This is a genomic window from Sinorhizobium mexicanum (genome assembly GCF_013488225.1).
Taxonomy (GTDB): Bacteria; Pseudomonadota; Alphaproteobacteria; order Rhizobiales; family Rhizobiaceae; genus Sinorhizobium; species Sinorhizobium mexicanum.
This window is the reverse complement of sequence record NZ_CP041238.1, coordinates 1,372,680-1,388,426: the sequence shown is the minus strand read 5'-3', so window position 1 is coordinate 1,388,426 and position 15,747 is coordinate 1,372,680. Positions and strand designations below refer to the sequence as shown.

The 15,747-nt window shown below is 61.3% G+C and carries 19 protein-coding genes and 1 tRNA gene; 5 read left to right on the top strand and 15 right to left on the bottom strand.

Translation table 11 applies throughout. The features are described 5' to 3' along the window. Positions 1–13 precede the first annotated feature (13 nt). Positions 14–220, bottom strand: coding sequence for a hypothetical protein (locus tag FKV68_RS06510; protein ID WP_180940719.1), 207 nt, complete (start codon positions 218–220; stop codon positions 14–16). A gap of 384 nt (positions 221–604) precedes the next feature. Then, a tRNA-Pro gene (locus tag FKV68_RS06505) sits at positions 605–681 on the bottom strand. A gap of 231 nt (positions 682–912) precedes the next feature. Between FKV68_RS06505 and FKV68_RS06500 the strand changes: the two genes are divergently transcribed. Beyond that, entirely contained in the window at positions 913–1,416 is a 504-nt protein-coding gene (locus FKV68_RS06500) for a hypothetical protein (RefSeq protein ID WP_245181247.1), read from the top strand. 155 nt (positions 1,417–1,571) lie between these two features. On the opposite strand, the gene FKV68_RS06495 is transcribed toward FKV68_RS06500, so the two are convergent. From FKV68_RS06495 to FKV68_RS06470, 6 genes are all read right to left on the bottom strand, one after another. Continuing rightward, complete coding sequence (locus FKV68_RS06495) at positions 1,572–2,105, bottom strand: MerR family transcriptional regulator (RefSeq protein WP_180940717.1); 534 nt, start codon at positions 2,103–2,105, stop codon at positions 1,572–1,574. A gap of 135 nt (positions 2,106–2,240) precedes the next feature. Then, the gene (locus FKV68_RS06490; protein ID WP_180940716.1) at positions 2,241–2,579 is read right to left on the bottom strand and encodes an integration host factor subunit alpha; all 339 of its coding nucleotides are present in this window, start codon (positions 2,577–2,579) and stop codon (positions 2,241–2,243) included. Between the two features lie 94 nt (positions 2,580–2,673). Continuing rightward, positions 2,674–3,645 (bottom strand): beta-ketoacyl-ACP synthase III, encoded by a 972-nt coding sequence (locus FKV68_RS06485; RefSeq protein ID WP_180940714.1) that lies wholly within the window; start codon positions 3,643–3,645, stop codon positions 2,674–2,676. 19 nt (positions 3,646–3,664) lie between these two features. Then, the gene (gene plsX / locus FKV68_RS06480) at positions 3,665–4,708 is read right to left on the bottom strand and encodes a phosphate acyltransferase PlsX (protein WP_180940712.1); all 1,044 of its coding nucleotides are present in this window, start codon (positions 4,706–4,708) and stop codon (positions 3,665–3,667) included. 199 nt (positions 4,709–4,907) lie between these two features. Then, a complete protein-coding gene (locus FKV68_RS06475; protein WP_180940710.1) occupies positions 4,908–5,459 on the bottom strand; it encodes a YceD family protein in 552 nt (183 codons plus the stop codon). Positions 5,460–5,546: 87 nt separating this feature from the next. Further along, on the bottom strand, positions 5,547–6,083 hold the full coding sequence (locus FKV68_RS06470; RefSeq protein ID WP_180941426.1) for a ubiquinol-cytochrome C chaperone family protein: 537 nt from the start codon (positions 6,081–6,083) through the stop codon (positions 5,547–5,549). A gap of 136 nt (positions 6,084–6,219) precedes the next feature. On the opposite strand from FKV68_RS06470, the gene FKV68_RS06465 reads away from it, so the two are divergent. Beyond that, entirely contained in the window at positions 6,220–6,732 is a 513-nt protein-coding gene (locus FKV68_RS06465) for an outer membrane protein assembly factor BamE (protein WP_180940709.1), read from the top strand. 68 nt (positions 6,733–6,800) lie between these two features. Here the strand turns inward: FKV68_RS06465 and FKV68_RS06460 are convergent, their stop codons facing one another. From FKV68_RS06460 to ribH, 4 genes are all read right to left on the bottom strand, one after another. After that, a complete protein-coding gene (locus tag FKV68_RS06460) occupies positions 6,801–8,936 on the bottom strand; it encodes a sodium-translocating pyrophosphatase (protein ID WP_180940707.1) in 2,136 nt (711 codons plus the stop codon). Positions 8,937–9,144: 208 nt separating this feature from the next. Then, a complete protein-coding gene (locus FKV68_RS06455; RefSeq protein ID WP_180941425.1) occupies positions 9,145–10,350 on the bottom strand; it encodes an MFS transporter in 1,206 nt (401 codons plus the stop codon). Positions 10,351–10,379: 29 nt separating this feature from the next. Next, positions 10,380–10,859: a transcription antitermination factor NusB gene (gene nusB / locus FKV68_RS06450; protein WP_180940705.1), complete on the bottom strand. Its 480-nt coding sequence runs from the start codon at positions 10,857–10,859 to the stop codon at positions 10,380–10,382. Continuing rightward, on the bottom strand, positions 10,856–11,314 hold the full coding sequence (gene ribH / locus FKV68_RS06445) for a 6,7-dimethyl-8-ribityllumazine synthase (RefSeq protein WP_180940703.1): 459 nt from the start codon (positions 11,312–11,314) through the stop codon (positions 10,856–10,858). Before ribH ends, nusB begins: the two co-directional genes overlap by 4 nt. A gap of 471 nt (positions 11,315–11,785) precedes the next feature. On the opposite strand from ribH, the gene FKV68_RS06440 reads away from it, so the two are divergent. The 3 genes from FKV68_RS06440 to FKV68_RS06430 all read left to right on the top strand — a co-directional run bounded on the left by FKV68_RS06440 (position 11,786) and on the right by FKV68_RS06430 (position 13,481). After that, positions 11,786–12,289, top strand: coding sequence for a cupin domain-containing protein (locus FKV68_RS06440; protein WP_180940701.1), 504 nt, complete (start codon positions 11,786–11,788; stop codon positions 12,287–12,289). 35 nt (positions 12,290–12,324) lie between these two features. Next, the gene (locus FKV68_RS06435) at positions 12,325–12,861 is read left to right on the top strand and encodes a GNAT family N-acetyltransferase (RefSeq protein WP_180940700.1); all 537 of its coding nucleotides are present in this window, start codon (positions 12,325–12,327) and stop codon (positions 12,859–12,861) included. Between the two features lie 269 nt (positions 12,862–13,130). Continuing rightward, positions 13,131–13,481 (top strand): hypothetical protein, encoded by a 351-nt coding sequence (locus tag FKV68_RS06430; protein WP_180940698.1) that lies wholly within the window; start codon positions 13,131–13,133, stop codon positions 13,479–13,481. 63 nt (positions 13,482–13,544) lie between these two features. On the opposite strand, the gene FKV68_RS06425 is transcribed toward FKV68_RS06430, so the two are convergent. The 3 genes from FKV68_RS06425 to nrdR are packed head-to-tail and all read right to left on the bottom strand — an operon-like array spanning position 13,545 to position 15,745. Then, positions 13,545–14,165, bottom strand: coding sequence for a riboflavin synthase (locus FKV68_RS06425; protein ID WP_180940696.1), 621 nt, complete (start codon positions 14,163–14,165; stop codon positions 13,545–13,547). After that, entirely contained in the window at positions 14,165–15,253 is a 1,089-nt protein-coding gene (gene ribD, locus FKV68_RS06420; RefSeq protein WP_180940694.1) for a bifunctional diaminohydroxyphosphoribosylaminopyrimidine deaminase/5-amino-6-(5-phosphoribosylamino)uracil reductase RibD, read from the bottom strand. Before ribD ends, FKV68_RS06425 begins: the two co-directional genes overlap by 1 nt. 18 nt (positions 15,254–15,271) lie before the next feature. Next, the gene (gene nrdR, locus FKV68_RS06415; RefSeq protein WP_003529310.1) at positions 15,272–15,745 is read right to left on the bottom strand and encodes a transcriptional regulator NrdR; all 474 of its coding nucleotides are present in this window, start codon (positions 15,743–15,745) and stop codon (positions 15,272–15,274) included. Positions 15,746–15,747 lie beyond the last annotated feature (2 nt).

Genomic DNA, 15,747 nt, shown 5'->3' with positions numbered 1-15,747 from the left:
GACGTTGTTTGCCCTATTGTTCCGCCTGCCGCTCTTCCTGCTGCTGTTTCTGCTGCAGAAGAATCTCTTCCGCCGGCGTCAACTGTTCGGCCTTGGTGACGCTCGCCGTGGTCATCTCTTCGTCTACAGAAGCTGTGGTCTTGGAATGGCCTATGCATTCGGCAGAAGCCACTGTTGTCGAGAATGCGAGGGCGGCTGCAAATACGAGGATGGTCTTCATAAGGCTTCTCCTTGTTGTTGCAGGCGCAGTCTATCCGCCGCCGTGGCCCCGACCAAATCACAAAACCGTTCTCTGGTCGGTTGTGATCGGGGGGGTAAAATGCGTTTCGCAGTGCCACGACACGGAGGCAGCCAGAAGCGGGGAAGCACCAGCTCCCAGCCGGTACCGCAAGCCTGCTTGTCGCGTGACGCAGGATTTTCCTCAGGGACTTAGGGAGTTTGCTTGGGCTGATGGGCTTTACCTTCAACGACGCCGTAGTCAGACGTTCATCGCAAAGGAAGTTGCAAAGTGATTAGATGGTCGGAGCGAACTGGACTTGAACCAACGACCCCTAGCCGAACAAATATCGGAAAACTCAATCCGTTGAAATCGCTGGGGAAAAAATGGTCGGAGCGGCGGGATTCGAACCCACGACCCCTTGACCCCCAGTCAAGTGCGCTACCGGGCTGCGCTACGCTCCGAACCGAGAAAATCCCTATATTCTCAACGCTGGGAGCGCAAGCCCGAAATTCGATGTCGACAGGAAAAACGAACCACCCGCGTCGATATGTCGGACGAACCTTCATGCAACAGGCGCCTTCGCCCGTAACCGCTCTACCGCCCACGCCAATGCGATGCGACGAAGCTTGCCGACGGGGACTTGCGGGGTCGAAGCCGGGATATACCTGACCAGACCTACGGGGAACAAAACCATGCGCGGTGCCGTTCGGTCCATGCCGGCTGAGCCGCCCGCACATTTCGTTGGCCGTGGGAGACGCTCCAGAAGAAAGCCAAACGACGGAAAGATACAGATGTCCCGGAAGGTAAACGAAGATAAGCTTCAGAAACTGACGCTGCTACTTGGTCAAACCGTCGCCGCCTTGCGTGTGAATGAAATGATGATGTGCCGCCTTCTCGAATGGGCCGCTTCACAGAGCCCTGACCCACGAGGCTTCGTCCGCGAGGCGGTGGAGAGTACAAGGAACGACCTGCAGCAGGCGGGCCAGGCAGACGGCAGGATGCTAACGGTCCTGGCGGCCCACGAGGCGCTGGAATATCTCGATCAGCTCTCAGCGGCGATGCAAGTCGCGCCGACGGCGAAGCCTCAGGCAGGGGCGAACGATCTTGCCTTCCTTGAGCGTATTCATTTCCCGGCGTTTGCCTTCACTCCGGATCGACTTACGAACGGCACTTCCAAGCCGCGCAGAGCAAAATAGCCCTGCACCGGTAGCCACCAATCACACTCATCTAGATGCCTTGGAGCAATTCTAGGAAAAGTGTGTAACGGTTTTCCGTCCGGAATTGCGCAGTTTCAACGAGTTAGATCATTTCACCTGTTTCAATGAAACAGTGAAATGATCAAGTAGCGGTGTCACCGCACCTGATCGAGCAGCCGCTTGCATTCCAGAAGATCGTAAAGCGCCTCCTGCAACAGCGCCCGGTCTTCCTTGCTTACGGAAGCCTTGCCGATCGATATCTCCGCGTCGTCGCCACCGCCACCGCCGAAGGAGAAAAACCGCCGGCCCGCCGGAGCCTTCGCGCGACCGACGATCTGGTCCTCGTCGGCGACACCGACCTTCGGCGGTTGCGGCTCCTCGTTGCTGGAAGCTGCGAGTGCTTCGACAGTTGCAAGATCGCCGCTTGCGATCGCCGCAACGAACTTGTTGCCGTTGGCCTTCAGGAGCTTTTGCACGCCCTTGATCGTGTAGCCGTGATCATAGAGGAGGTGGCGAATGCCCTTGAGGAGATCGACGTCCTCCGGGCGATAATATCGCCGACCGCCGCCCCGCTTCATCGGTTTGATCTGCTGGAATCGTGTCTCCCAGAAACGCAGAACGTGTTGCGGCAGATCGAGTTCGTCTGCGACCTCGCTGATTGTGCGGAAGGCGTCCGGGCTTTTGTCCATATCATCCCCATTACAGATCACGCGGCTTGTCAGCACCGCAATGGACGGATCACCGCGCGATGATCGCACGAGTCGCGCCCATTTCAATGGGTTATGGACAGGTTTTCAACCACATTTGTGGTTTCGAGCAGGGGATCACGACGCCGGAGCGGCCGGCCTCTGCTTGGCCTTGCGGCTCAAATGCGCCTTCAGCACGCGCTGTTTCAATACGTTGGACGCCTTGAAGGTCATCACCCGGCGCGGTGAAATTGGAACTTCCTCGCCGGTTTTCGGATTGCGCCCGATGCGCTCATTCTTGTCGCGCACCTGGAACGTCGCAAAGGAGGATAGTTTCACGCTCTCGCCACGCACGATTGCGTTGCATATTTCATCAATGACCGTTTCCACGAGTTCGGCCGACTCTGTACGAGATAGGCCCACCTTGCGAAAAACCGACTCAGCCAAGTCCGCCCGTGTTACTGTTTTTCCGCTCATCTTCCCCCACCGATGTCTGGCATGCCGATCAGCGAAGGAAGACTATTGCCCTTGCCTTTTGCGGTCAAGCGCCTGCGGTGCTTCATTATTTTCTTTACCACCGGATGAGAACGGAACCCCAGGTGAAGCCGCCGCCCATCGCCTCGAGCATCACGAGGTCGCCTTTCTTTATCCGCCCGTCGGCGGCCGCGGTATCAAGCGCGAGCGGAATGGAGGCGGCCGAGGTATTGCCGTGGACGTCGACCGTCACCACAACCTTATCGAGCGGGATGCCAAGCTTCTTTGCAGAGCCATCGATGATGCGCCGATTGGCCTGGTGCGGAACCAGCCAGTCGACGTCATCTGCCGTCGTTCCCGTTGCCTCGAAAGCCGCCTCGATCACATCCGTGATCATGCCGACGGCATGCTTGAACACCTCGCGCCCTTCCATCCTGAGATGACCCACGGTGCCCGTGGTCGATGGGCCGCCGTCGACGTAAAGCTTGTCGCCATGAATGCCGTCTGAGCGCAGTTGTGCCGTCAGCACGCCGCGGTCGGCATTCGTGCCTGCGCCCTCCTGGGCTTCAAGGATGATCGCGCCGGCACCGTCGCCAAAGAGGACACAAGTCGTGCGATCGGACCAGTCGAGGATGCGCGAGAACGTCTCCGCCCCAATCACCAGAGCGCGCTTGGCGAGGCCGCCGCGGATGTAGGCATCCGCCGTCGCCACCGCATAGACGAAGCCGGAACAGACCGCCTGCAGATCGAAGGCCGCGCCGTGCCGCATGCCGAGGCGGTTCTGGATGTTCACCGCCGTCGCCGGAAACGTGTTGTCCGGAGTGGATGTGGCGACGATGATCAGGTCCAGATCGTCGGCCGTCAGATCGGCCCGCGCAAGCGCGGCGCGCGCGGCACTTTCCCCGAGTGATGCCGTCGTTTCGCCCTCGCTGGCGATGTAACGCTGGCGAATCCCGGTCCGCTGCACGATCCATTCGTCGGACGTGTCGACCTTCGATTCCATTTCCTTGTTGGTCATCACTTGCTTCGGCAGCGCTGCCCCGAAGCCGCGAACGACGGAACGGATCATTTACTCAAAACCTCATCATTCATGCCGGCGGGAGGGGTTCAGACGGCTGCGCGCCGTGATATTTCGCCAGGTCGCTTTCTATTTTGGCCTTGAGGCCGTTCTTTACCATGTCGTAGCCGACATCGATTGCGGCCGCGAAACCCTCGGCGTCGGTGCCACCATGGCTCTTGATGACGACGCCATTGAGGCCGAGGAACACGCCGCCGTTGACCTTCCGCGGGTCCATCTTTTCACGCAACCGGTCGAAGGCGCCCTTGGCGAACACGTAACCGATCTTCGCGAGCAATGTGCGCGACATCGCCGCGCGCAAATATTCGGCAATCTGGCGCGCCGTTCCTTCGGCCGCCTTCAAGGCGATATTCCCAGAGAAGCCTTCGGTCACAACGACATCGACGGTTCCGCGGCCAATATCGTCGCCTTCAACGAAACCGTAATAGTCGATGCCCTCGATGTTGGCCTCGCGGATGAGCCGTCCGGCCTCCTTGACCTCTTCCTGGCCCTTGATTTCTTCCACGCCGACATTGAGCAAGCCGACCGAAGGATGCTCGACCTCGAACAGTGCGCGAGCCATCGCGCCGCCCATCAAGGCGAAATCCATGAGTTGCTGCGCGTCCGCGCCGATCGTCGCGCCAACGTCGAGGACGATGCTTTCCCCTTTGAGTGTCGGCCAGATGGCGGCAATCGCAGGGCGCTGGATCCCCTGCATGGTTCTGAGACAGAAGACGGACATCGCCATTAGCGCGCCTGTATTGCCTGCGGAAACGACCACATCCGCCTCGCCGGCATTGATCGCGTCGATCGCCTTCCACATGCTCGATTTGCCACGCCCACGCCGGAGCGCCTGGCTAGGCTTTTCGTCCATGGCGACGGCGATTTCGCAATCGTTGAAAGTGCTCGCTGCATTCAGCTTCGGATGCTTGGCCAGAAGCTCGGCGCATCGCGCTTCCTGACCGAACAAGACGAATCTTATGTCCGGGTGACGTTCGAGCGCTCTTGCTGCGCCCGGGATGACGACTTCAGGACCATAGTCGCCCCCCATCACGTCAAGTGAAATTCTGACCACGCGTGTCTTATCCTTTTTTCCTGCCCACGCAACGCGTCTCGCCCTGCGCATCACTTTTCACGCGGGGCGATCCTTGTTCCTTCTGACGCTTGAGCCGACATGCGACGTCACGGCGCATCGGCCCCATCGGCTGGAGTCGGGCCAAAATACTGCTTTTCGTCTGCGTGACAACCGAATTGTAGGCGCGGCTTTCGCCGTTTCAATCCTTTTTCCAGTCCTTCAGCGCGGCAAACGGGTTCGGCCGCTTGTCATCCTCCGCAGAGCTTTCGATGCGCTCACCGAAGACCGCACCTTCCTTGCGCGGATAGGGATCGATGGCGAGGGCGACATGCTCGCTGACCACGACGCCCGCATCGATGGTATCGCCGGCAAAGGTGTCGGGAATGTCCGGACCATCCGGATCGAGTACCATCTCGCCACCGTCGTTGTGCGCCTGGCGTGCAAGCCGCGATCCTTCCGGCACGAAAATCGCCTCGACGGACTCGTTTATCTCCGCCTCGACCGGTTCGAGCGTCACCACGCAGGACTGGACAACGCGGGCAGCGACATCTCCCTTGATCTTCACTCCGTCCTTCTTCCAGCGCGCGATCTGGAGGTCGGCGGCGAGCGAGAGCACTTCTTCGACATTCCAGAGCTTGGCAAGCGCCCGGCGCTCGGCCTCGCTCGCCGAAAGATGGACGCTGACCGCGTTTGCCGAGATGTGTCCCACCTTCACCGGGTAGGAGAACGCCGGTTTGCTATCGTCTCTCATGACAAGATCCTTCCTCGCGGCATCGGATCTCCATGCCGCGCATACAGCCGCCGAGCGCGATCTTCGGGCGGCATCGCTATCGGCCTATTACGCTCCTGCCGGCGGCATGCGCAACTGGCCCGCTTCGACCACCTCTTCCGGCGTCTCGGACAGGACCGCTTCGGTGGCCAGAAGATAGGCGGCCAGTCCGTCCATCGCCGGCCCTTCGTGGGCATCGGGATGGAAGTTGCGGCGCAGCGCGGCGGCCAGCGCCTCTCCATCCCCTTGCTCGAGCGCGGCGGCATAGGATTCGAGGCGGCCGTAGAACATGCCGGCGAACTTCTTCATCTTCTTTGGCACGCCCACGTCACCAACGCCGAGTTCGCGGATCGAGTGGTCGACGTCTTCGAAAAAGGCATCGACGATTTCCTGCGCGATCTCCTGCCCGGTGCGCGCGGAGGCGCGTGTCCGCCGAAAATAGAGAATCAGGATTGCCGACAACATCTCGAAGCGGCCCATGACCGTGTCGGGGACAGCAAGGTCGGTGTACAGAAACGGCTGGCGTGCGGCGGCGGTCAGCAACGCATACTGGCGCTCCACAATCGCAATATTGCCGCTTTTTCTCTTGAACAGTCCAAAAATCATCACAAAGCCCAGCTCTGGCTTTCTCGAAATGTGGGCGGCGCCCACGACGTTATTGCATGATAGCCGAAGCTGGTTTACCGAAGCAGGCACGAATTGCAATGGCGGATCTGCCATCGTTACTCCAGGGGAACAGTCCTTGTCGAAGCGGTATTTGATATCAAACCTGAATGTTCTAAGCCGTGCCGTGCTCGTGGCTTCCCTTTGCACAACAACGCTTGCCGCCTGCACGACGGCGAATATGGGCGAGGTCCTCCATCAAGGTTATGTCGTTGACCAGGAAACGCTGAACCTTGTCCCGGTCGGATCGAGCCGCGAGCAGGTGCTGCTCTCTCTGGGCACGCCGTCGACGACCGCCACCTTCGACAACGAGGTCTTCTATTACATCTCGCAGACGCGCAAGCGGCCGGTCGCCTTCATGAAGCCGAAGCTCATCGACCAATCGATCCTTGCCGTCTACTTCGACAAGGAAGGCGTCGTAAGCCAGCTCGCACATTATACGATGAAGGACGGTAAGGTCTTCGACATGCTGTCGCGCACGACGCCGACCGGCGGCAAGGAAACGAGCTTCCTCGGCCAGCTCCTGAGCGGCCCGGGCGCCGGACAGGCAGCGGCGCGAAACCTCTTCAAGGACTTTGGCAAGGGCCCATAAGTCGCGACATGCAAAAAAGGCCCGCGAACATGGTTCGCGGGCCTTTTTTGTTTTTGCGGGAGCCTCTGTCAGGCCAGGACAGCCAGCAACAGCAGCGCCACGATATTGGTGATCTTGATCGCCGGGTTGACCGCGGGGCCAGCCGTATCCTTGTAGGGATCGCCGACGGTGTCGCCGGTGACCGAAGCCTTGTGGGCATCGGAACCCTTCATGTGGCGCGTGCCATTCTTGTCGACGAAACCGTCTTCGAAGCTCTTCTTGGCATTGTCCCATGCCCCGCCCCCGGACGTCATCGATATGGCGACGAAAAGCCCGTTGACGATAACGCCGAGGAGCGACGCCCCGAGCGCGGCAAAGGCCGAGGCCTTCGAGCCGGAAATCAGCAGCACGCCGAAGTAGACGACGATCGGCGCCAGCACCGGCAGCAGCGAAGGCACGATCATTTCCCGGATCGCCGCCTTGGTCAGCATGTCGACGGCGCGGCCGTAGTCGGGCCGGTCCTTGCCTTCCATGATGCCCGGCTTCTCCTTGAACTGGCGGCGCACTTCCTCGACGACAGCGCCGCCTGCACGGCCGACGGCCGTCATGGCGATGCCGCCGAAAAGATAGGGAATGAGGCCGCCGAAGATCAGGCCGGCGACGACATAGGGGTTGGACAGGTCAAACGAGATCGCACCCACATCGGCGAAATAGGGATGTTTGTCGCCATTGGCGGCGAAGTAGGTGAGGTCGTTCGAATAGGCCGCGAAAAGCACGAGAGCGCCGAGGCCCGCGGAACCGATCGCATAGCCCTTGGTCACCGCCTTGGTCGTGTTGCCGACGGCATCAAGCGCGTCGGTCGACTTACGCACTTCCGGCGGCAGATGCGACATCTCGGCGATGCCACCGGCGTTGTCGGTGACCGGACCAAAAGCATCGAGTGCCACGATCATGCCTGCGAGACCGAGCATGGCGGTGACTGCAATGGCGGTACCGAAGAGGCCCGCGAGCTGGTAGGTGGCGATGATGCCGCCGACGATGACGATCGCCGGCAATGCGGTCGACTCCAGCGAGACGGCCAGGCCCTGGATCACGTTGGTGCCGTGACCGGTAACGGAGGCCTGCGCAATCGAATTCACCGGCCGCTTGTTGGTACCGGTATAGTATTCCGTGATGACGACGATCAGTGCGGTGACGACAAGGCCCAGGATGCCGCAGATGAACAGTCCCCAGCCGGTGACATCCTTGCCCGCGACGGTCCCGATCGAACCCCAACCGATCGTCAGCGAAGTCGCGGCGCCAAGACCGATGATCGAGAGCGCACCCGTGACGATCAGGCCGCGATAAAGCGCGCCCATGATCGAGCCGTTGGTGCCGAGCTTGACGAAGAAGGTGCCGATGATCGACGTGATGATGCAAGCCGCGCAGATCGCCAGCGGATAGACCATCACCGTCGCGAGCAGCGGAGTACCGGCGAAAAAGATCGATGCCAGCACCATGGTCGCCACGACCGAAACCGCGTAGGTTTCGAAAAGGTCTGCTGCCATCCCTGCGCAATCGCCGACATTGTCGCCGACGTTGTCGGCGATGGTCGCCGGGTTGCGCGGATCGTCTTCCGGAATGCCCGCTTCCACCTTGCCGACGAGATCGCCACCGACGTCGGCTCCCTTGGTGAAGATGCCGCCGCCGAGGCGGGCGAAGATCGAGATCAGCGATGCTCCGAAGCCGAGCGCCACAAGCGCATCGATAACCTCACGCGAAGCCGGATCGTGCCCGAAGCCCGCCGTCAGGATGAGGTAGTAGACCGAGACGCCGAGCAGGGCCAGGCCGGCCACCAACAGGCCGGTGATTGCGCCCGATTTGAAGGCAATATCGAGACCGGAGGCGAGGCTGACCGATGCGGCCTGGGCCGTGCGAACGTTGGCCCTGACCGAGACATGCATGCCGATGAAACCCGCCGCCCCCGACAGCACCGCACCAATCAGGAAGCCGATTGCGGCTGCACTCGAGAGAAGAATCCACGCGGCGATGAAAACGACGACACCGACGATGGCAATGGTCCTGTATTGACGTGTGAGGTAGGCCTGCGCCCCCTCCCTGATAAAGCCTGCGATCTCCTGCATGCGGGCGTTCCCCTGATCGGCGGCAAGCACCGACTGCGTTGCCCAGATGGCATAGGCCACCGCGAGCAACCCGCATGCGATAACGCCTAAAAGTAAGGTCATTTCGCATTATCCTCCGTTTCAACCTGCAGGTTCACTCCCTCCCGCAGGCCCCTCATTCCGCGAATCGCGCGCCGCATCCTCAAGCGGCACCCCTCACGGCGCGGCCAGAGTGCGGGCGCGAATGGGGATCGTCAAGCCCCTGAAAATACCGGAGTGATCGCGTTTGGAGGGAGTCGGAAGATTTTACTGAGCCTCGGCTGGCCGTCGCTCAGGCGGCAATGCGCCCGTTCCTCCGCATCAGCATCAGAAGAAGGAAGAGGCAGATGCCAGCAACCGGCCAGACGAGTGCGTTGAGCACGTCCCACCCATAGGCGGAAAGTACCTTGCCGGAGGCGAAAGACGCGATGGCGACCGTCGAAAACAGGACGATATCGTGGAAGCCCTGAACCTTGTCCGCCTCATGCGGCCGATAGCTCTGCGCAACGATTGCCGTCGAGCCTATGAACGCGAAATTCCAGCCGAGCCCGAGGAGAACGAGTGCACCCCAGAAATTCCAAAGCGCCACTCCCATGTGAGCGATCGCCGCGCAAGCGAGAAGCAGCACAAAGCCGCAGGCGACGATGCGCTCCGCGCCGAAGCGGGCGATGAGCCAGCCCGTTGCAAAGCTCGGGCCAAACATCGCGAGCACGTGCCATTGTATTCCGAGTGTCGCGAGGTCGGTCGAAAAACCGCAGCCGACAACCATGGCGACCGGTGCGCCCGTCATCATGAAGGTCATCAGCGCGTAGGCGGAAACGCCGCAGATCATGCCGCTCAGGAACCGCTGGTTACCGACGATCTCGCGGAGCGGACGAACCGGCGCGGCCGCGTGCAGGTCCGAAACGCTTCTGATATCCGGCAGGCGAAGAGGCACAAAAAAAACAATGGCCGCAAGGCAGACCGGCAGCAAGGCCACGAAGGCACCCGCAAACCATACGGGCGCGAAGTAGTCACCGGCGAAAATGACGATCTGCGGCCCGAGTATCGCCGAGATGATGCCGCCGCCCAGTATCCAGGAAATCGCCTTCGGCTTGTAGAAGGAGGGCGATGCGTCTGCCGCCGCGAAGCGAAGCTTTTGCGTGAAGCCGCTGGACGAGCCGAGAACGGCCAAGCCGAAGGTGAACAGCCAGAAGCTCTCACGGAATAACGCCGCGGCTGCAACCAGCCCGCCCAACGCGGCGATAACGGCGCCGCCGATGAAAGCCGAGCGCCTGCCGACCAGCCGAGACAGCGTCGCGGCAAGTACGACACCGAGCGCCAGGCCTACGTTGAAGCCGGTAAGCGGTGCCGTTGCCAGCGACTTGTCTTCGCCGAGGAGTTGGTGGCCGGCGACACCGCCGACCGCGAAGCTGATCGGCCCGACCACGCCGAGCAACGCTTGCGCAAAGGTCAACAGAAGGACGTTGCGGCGTGCCTCGCGGAGAACCGCCCCCATGTCTTCCGCAGTCGCTGCCACCATTTTTGCTATTTCCGCTGGCCGCGGACCTGCTTGGCGATCCGGTCGAGAACAGCGTTGACGAGCTTCGGCTCCTCATCCTCGAAGAAGGCCTTGGCGATCTCGACATACTCGGTAACGATTACCGGAACCGGGACATCCTTGCGCTCGAGCATTTCGAAGGTGCCGGCGCGCAGGATCGCACGGACGGTGGAATCGAGCCGGGACAGTGCCCAATCGTCCTGAAGGGCGGAGCCGATCAGCGGGTCAAGCATACGCTGGTCGCGCACGACGCCCGACACAATCGAACGGAACCACGAGGCGTCCGCCTTCAGGTATGTCTCTCCGTCGAGTTCCCGACCCAGCCGGTGCTCTTCGTATTCGGCGACGATCTCCAGCACGCCGGTGCCGCCGACATCCATCTGATAAAGCGCCTGGACGGCTGCGAGGCGCGCGGCACCACGCTGGTTGACCTGCTTCAGCGGCTGATCCGAGGGAGTCTTCGTCACTGTTCTGCGCCCAATTTCTTCTTCAGTTCGATCATGGTCAGCGCCGCACGCGCGGCGAAACCACCCTTGTCGCCTTCCGACCGGCGGGCGCGTGCCCAGGCCTGGTCATCATTCTCGACCGTCAGAATACCGTTGCCGAGCGCAAGGCTTTCGCTGACGGCGAGGTCCATCAGGGCGCGCGAGGATTCGTTCGCAACGATATCGAAATGGTAGGTCTCGCCGCGGATAACCATGCCGAGCGCGACGAAGCCGTCATATTCGGTTCCCCCCTCGTCGGCGCCGTCGAGCGCCATCGCAATCGCCGCGGGAATTTCCAACGCCCCTGGAACTGTCACAATATCATAAGTCGCGCCGGCTGCATCGAGCGCGTGCTTTGCGCCGTCGAGCAAGGCGTCGGCCATATCATCATAGAAGCGCGCTTCCACAATCAAGATGTGGGCGGAGGTCTTCGCCATGGATCACCTGTCTTTGAAAATTTGGGCCGGACCTGACCGGCGCAGGCGGCGGTCAAACCACGCCCGACGCAGAATGGCAAGCAAATTCCGCCAGCCGGAGGCCATTTGCCGCGCCGCTGCCGCTTGCGGCGCGGACGCGACGGCTTCTCCGCCGCCCGGGTGAGACAGTAACGAGGACGAAGCCCAAGCGGGCACAGTCCGGTCCATGAACTTGCCAAAAGTACAGGCCTGCAGGAACGTATTTGCTTGCAACAGCTTTAATTGCAGCTAAACCTTAGGTGCAGTGGCGTCGATCCTGCAAGGTGGAGCTGTCCTCACTGATTTTCTTAAATCGCAGCCGGTTTAAGGATAAAAACATGCAGCAAATTCAAAGTGCTACAGCGACCTTTGCGCGTTTGATGATACGCGCGGCGCTGTAGGTTCGGTGATCGAGATGGCAACGGCAGCGTCGCAAAGATTGGGAGGAACACGATGACGGAAGCGCGAAAGCCGATCGTTAACCTGAAGAACCTCAAACTCGAGCACTGGCAGCGTGGCTCGTTTTTCGAGTCGAGCGACGTTTCTTTCGGCGCTCTGCTCGGGCTCAAGGATTTGGGCATCGGCTACGGCGAGGTGCCGCCGGGCAAATCTGGCTGCCCCTTTCACAACCATCATGTGGAGGAAGAGCTGTTCATCGTCCTGGAGGGACAGGGGACCTATCGCTTCGGCAACGAACGCCACGAAGTCGGTCCTGGCGACGTGCTGGGTGCGCCGGCCGGTGGCCCCGAAACCGCGCATCATCTGATCAACACCGGAACGGTGGCGCTCAAGTACCTTTCCATCTCGACGATGGCGGCCACGGAGATCTGCGAATACCCCGATTCCGGCAAATTCCTGGCAAAGACGCGGCGTCCCGGTTCGCCAAAAGCTTCATTCCGGTTTATAGGCCGCGCCGCATCCACGACCGACTACTGGGACGGCGAACCGGGCGCCTGATCTAAAACTCCCCTCCCAAAAATTTGGATCGAAACATGCACAGCGTCCCCACCATCGAAACCGAACGGCTTCTGCTACGCCCCTACCGGCGCGACGACTTTGCCGCCTATACCGCCTTGTTCGCCGACGAGGAGGTCACACGCTACATCGGCGGAATACCCTATTCGCGTGAGCAGTCCTGGACGCGCTTCCTGCGCCAGGTCGGTATGTGGCACTATTTCGGCTTCGGCTTCTTCGCAATTCAGGAGAAGGCAACCGCCGCCTTCATCGGCGAAGCCGGGTTCCACGACGCCCACCGGATAATCACGCCCTCCCTCGAAGGCACGATGGAAATGGGCTGGGCGCTTTCCCCCAGAGCACATGGCAAAGGGCTGGCCACGGAAGCGGTGACCGCGGCCCTCGCCTGGGCCGATCGCCGATTTCCGGCCTTGAAGAAGACCTGCGTCATCGACATCGGCAACCAGGCATCGATCCGGGTGGCGGCCAAGCATGGCTTTCTGGAATTCTGGCGCACGACCTATCACGGCAACCACGTCATCCTGTTCGAACGGCACCTGAAGTTCGCGGCCTAGACGAGCTTCCTCGAACATGAACAATTTTTAATTATTTTTCAGTCCGTTATGCCTTTGAAAGGGCCACATTCCAGCCCAGCGTGTGAACCGTTGAAACGACATAACTCTCGGTCGCGCGACGAGAGCGCCGCCTCAACCAGTCGAAACAGTCGAGCACCTTTTTCACCGCGGGTGACCTCACCCGCCAAGGATGGGTGCTGGCCATCGCGGGACGCCTCGGCCCCGTTGACACGCGCCGGAGACCCGCGGGCAATCAAAGGAGCATGACCATGAACCGCTTTGCGAAAATCTCCGTCATCGCCACCCTCTCCGCCTTGAGTTTCGGCGGCATCTCTTACGCAGCCAGCGCCGAAATGAACTGGTCGAACCAGATCGATCGGACCGTTCGAAACTTCAAGGGCGACAATTTCAGCATCGTCGATGTCGACACGCTGAGCCGGATGAGCGAAACCCGCTCCAGGATCGACGCGGAAAGCCCGCAACAGATGGCAGCCCTCCATGCCGCCGTCAATGCCAACAGGGCGCTCGCCGCCAAGCTGAAGGCACGCGACGTCGAGATGAACAACATCGCAGGCGCGGCGCAGGCGGCCGACGGCAGTCTCACACTCTACGTGCGTTGAAGCCATTGCCCCGAGCGGCAGTTCCGCCCCCGCTTGTCGGGGGCGGATCCATTTCCACCGTCGCTATTTCGCCTTGGGTGCGGGAAATTCTGCCAGCCGTGCCGCGTAACGCGCCATAGTATCAACCTCGAAGTTGACAAGATCGCCGGCGCGCCGCTCGCCCCACGTGGTGACTTCGAGCGAGTGACGGATAAGGAGCACGTCGAACTCGGCGCCATCCACCTTGTTGACGGTGAGCGAGGTCCCGTCGAGGGCGACCGAGCCCTTGGGCGCCACGAACCTGGCAAGCTGCTCCGGCGCGCGCAGCCGGAAGCGCACCGCGTCTCCTTCCGGCTCCACCGAGAGGATTTCGGCTCTGTCGTCCACATGGCCAGAGACAAGATGACCGCCAAGCTCGTCACCGATCTTCAAGGAGCGCTCCAAATTGATGCGCGTGCCCTTTTGCCATCCGGCGATCGTCGTCAGCCGAAGCGCCTCCTCCCATGCCTCGACCTCGAACCAGCGCTCGTTGCTGCCTACCTCTGGCAGTGCCGTGACGGTCAGGCACACGCCAGCATGGGCGATCGAGGCGCCCATATCGATCGTCTTCGGATCGTAATTGGTGGCAACGCGCAGCTTGATGCCTTCCCTCAATGGAGTGACCGCCTCAACGGTACCGATATCGGTGACAATGCCTGTGAACATCAGATGTCTCTCTCGTAATCCTCGAAAATATCGTCGCCATAACGCGCCGTCCGCCGACGGACGAAACCGGCTGGAACGGACTGCCGATCAAATGGGGATCGAATGCCGTCTTCGCCAATGGTGATCGGGCCGGTGAAAAGCAGGATACGGTCAACCAAGCCCGGATCCAGGAACGCGCGGGCTGCTCGCGCGCCACCTTCGACCAGCAGCGAGGAAATGCCGCGCGAGGCAAGAGCCGTCAAAAGGTCGGGGATGCTGCCGGCGTCCAGCACCTCGACGCCAGCGGCCTCGAGCGCCGCGCGACGCTTGGCAGCATCCTCATCCAGCCTTGCCTCTGCCACCGCAATTACCGGAACTTCGCGCGCGGAACGGACGAGTTTGGACCCGACTGGCAAATCGACACGGCGGTCGAGAACGATTCGAATTGGGGACTGGTCCTGCAGTCCCGGCAAGCGCACGGTCAGTTCCGGATCATCGGCGGTCGCCGTGCCAACCCCGACCAGTATCGCGTCGGTCTCGGCGCGCAGCACCTGCACCTGCGCACGCGAAACCGTGCCGGTAATCCGAACCTGCCCCTCCCCGCCACGACCGATCATTCCATCCTGGGAAACTGCAAGCTTCAGTGTCACCTGCGGGCGTTTCATGCGCTGACGCATGAGGTAGGCCTCAAGAGTCCGCTCTCCGTCGCGATGGAGCGTGCCAATGTCGACGGCGATGCCGGCGTCGCGCAGCATCACCACGCCGCGTCCGGCGACACGCTCGTCCGGGTCGAGAATTGAAATGACGACGCGTGAGACGCCGGAGGCGATCAAGGCGTCGGCACAGGGCGGCGTCTTGCCGTGATGTGAGCAAGGCTCGAGCGTGACATAGGCGGTTGCTCCCCTCGCCTTCTCCCCGGCTTCGGCGAGCGCCTGCGTCTCGGCATGCGGGCGCCCTCCCGGCGCCGTTACCGCCCGTCCGACGATCGTTCCATCCTTGACGATGATGCATGCGACAGAAGGGTTCGTCGACGTCTGCCCGACGTTGCGGTGGGCGAGACGCAACGCCGCCGCCATGAACTTTTCGTCCTCGCGCGTCGGCACTGTCATGCTGTGCTCCGCTTGGGCCTATTCGCCAGGATCACGCGCGATCTTGGCGCTGATCTCCGCGATGACTTTCTCGAAATCTTCCGCGTGCGAGAAATCGCGATAAACCGACGCGTAGCGGACGAAGGCGACATCGTCGAGGCTCTTCAAGGCCTCGAGCACCTGCAGACCGATTTCTTCGGAAGGGATTTCCGTTTCGCCTGAACTCTCAAGCCGGCGGACGATGCCCGACACCGCGCGCTCGATGCGGTCCCGATCGACGGGGCGTTTCCTGAGGGCAATCTCGAATGAACGCAACAGCTTGTCCCGGTCGAAAGGTACCTTCCGGCCGGTTTTCTTGATGATCATGAGCTCACGCAGCTGCACCCGCTCGAAGGTCGTGAAGCGGCCGCCGCAATCCGGGCAGATGCGGCGGCGGCGAATGGCATTCCCGTCCTCTGCCGGACGGGAATCCTTCACCTGGCTGTCTTCGGAACCACAATAGGGGCAGCGCATGC

Excerpts from the sequence above, each read along its gene's own strand:
- FKV68_RS06455 (WP_180941425.1), bottom strand. The coding sequence starts at position 10,350 with ATGGGGGCGGTTCTCCGCGAGGCACGCCGCAACGTCCTTCTGTTGACC.
- FKV68_RS06495 (WP_180940717.1), bottom strand. The coding sequence starts at position 2,105 with ATGGACAAAAGCCCGGACGCCTTCCGCACAATCAGCGAGGTCGCAGAC.
- FKV68_RS06500 (WP_245181247.1), top strand. The coding sequence starts at position 913 with ATGCGCGGTGCCGTTCGGTCCATGCCGGCTGAGCCGCCCGCACATTTC.
- FKV68_RS06425 (WP_180940696.1), bottom strand. The coding sequence starts at position 14,165 with ATGTTCACAGGCATTGTCACCGATATCGGTACCGTTGAGGCGGTCACT.
- FKV68_RS06430 (WP_180940698.1), top strand. The coding sequence starts at position 13,131 with ATGAACCGCTTTGCGAAAATCTCCGTCATCGCCACCCTCTCCGCCTTG.
- FKV68_RS06470 (WP_180941426.1), bottom strand. The coding sequence starts at position 6,083 with ATGATTTTTGGACTGTTCAAGAGAAAAAGCGGCAATATTGCGATTGTG.
- ribH (WP_180940703.1), bottom strand. The coding sequence starts at position 11,314 with ATGGCGAAGACCTCCGCCCACATCTTGATTGTGGAAGCGCGCTTCTAT.
- FKV68_RS06460 (WP_180940707.1), bottom strand. The coding sequence starts at position 8,936 with ATGACCTTACTTTTAGGCGTTATCGCATGCGGGTTGCTCGCGGTGGCC.
- FKV68_RS06435 (WP_180940700.1), top strand. The coding sequence starts at position 12,325 with ATGCACAGCGTCCCCACCATCGAAACCGAACGGCTTCTGCTACGCCCC.
- FKV68_RS06490 (WP_180940716.1), bottom strand. The coding sequence starts at position 2,579 with ATGAGCGGAAAAACAGTAACACGGGCGGACTTGGCTGAGTCGGTTTTT.
- FKV68_RS06440 (WP_180940701.1), top strand. The coding sequence starts at position 11,786 with ATGACGGAAGCGCGAAAGCCGATCGTTAACCTGAAGAACCTCAAACTC.
- nrdR (WP_003529310.1), bottom strand. The coding sequence starts at position 15,745 with ATGCGCTGCCCCTATTGTGGTTCCGAAGACAGCCAGGTGAAGGATTCC.
- ribD (WP_180940694.1), bottom strand. The coding sequence starts at position 15,253 with ATGACAGTGCCGACGCGCGAGGACGAAAAGTTCATGGCGGCGGCGTTG.
- FKV68_RS06485 (WP_180940714.1), bottom strand. The coding sequence starts at position 3,645 with ATGATCCGTTCCGTCGTTCGCGGCTTCGGGGCAGCGCTGCCGAAGCAA.
- FKV68_RS06475 (WP_180940710.1), bottom strand. The coding sequence starts at position 5,459 with ATGAGAGACGATAGCAAACCGGCGTTCTCCTACCCGGTGAAGGTGGGA.
- FKV68_RS06510 (WP_180940719.1), bottom strand. The coding sequence starts at position 220 with ATGAAGACCATCCTCGTATTTGCAGCCGCCCTCGCATTCTCGACAACA.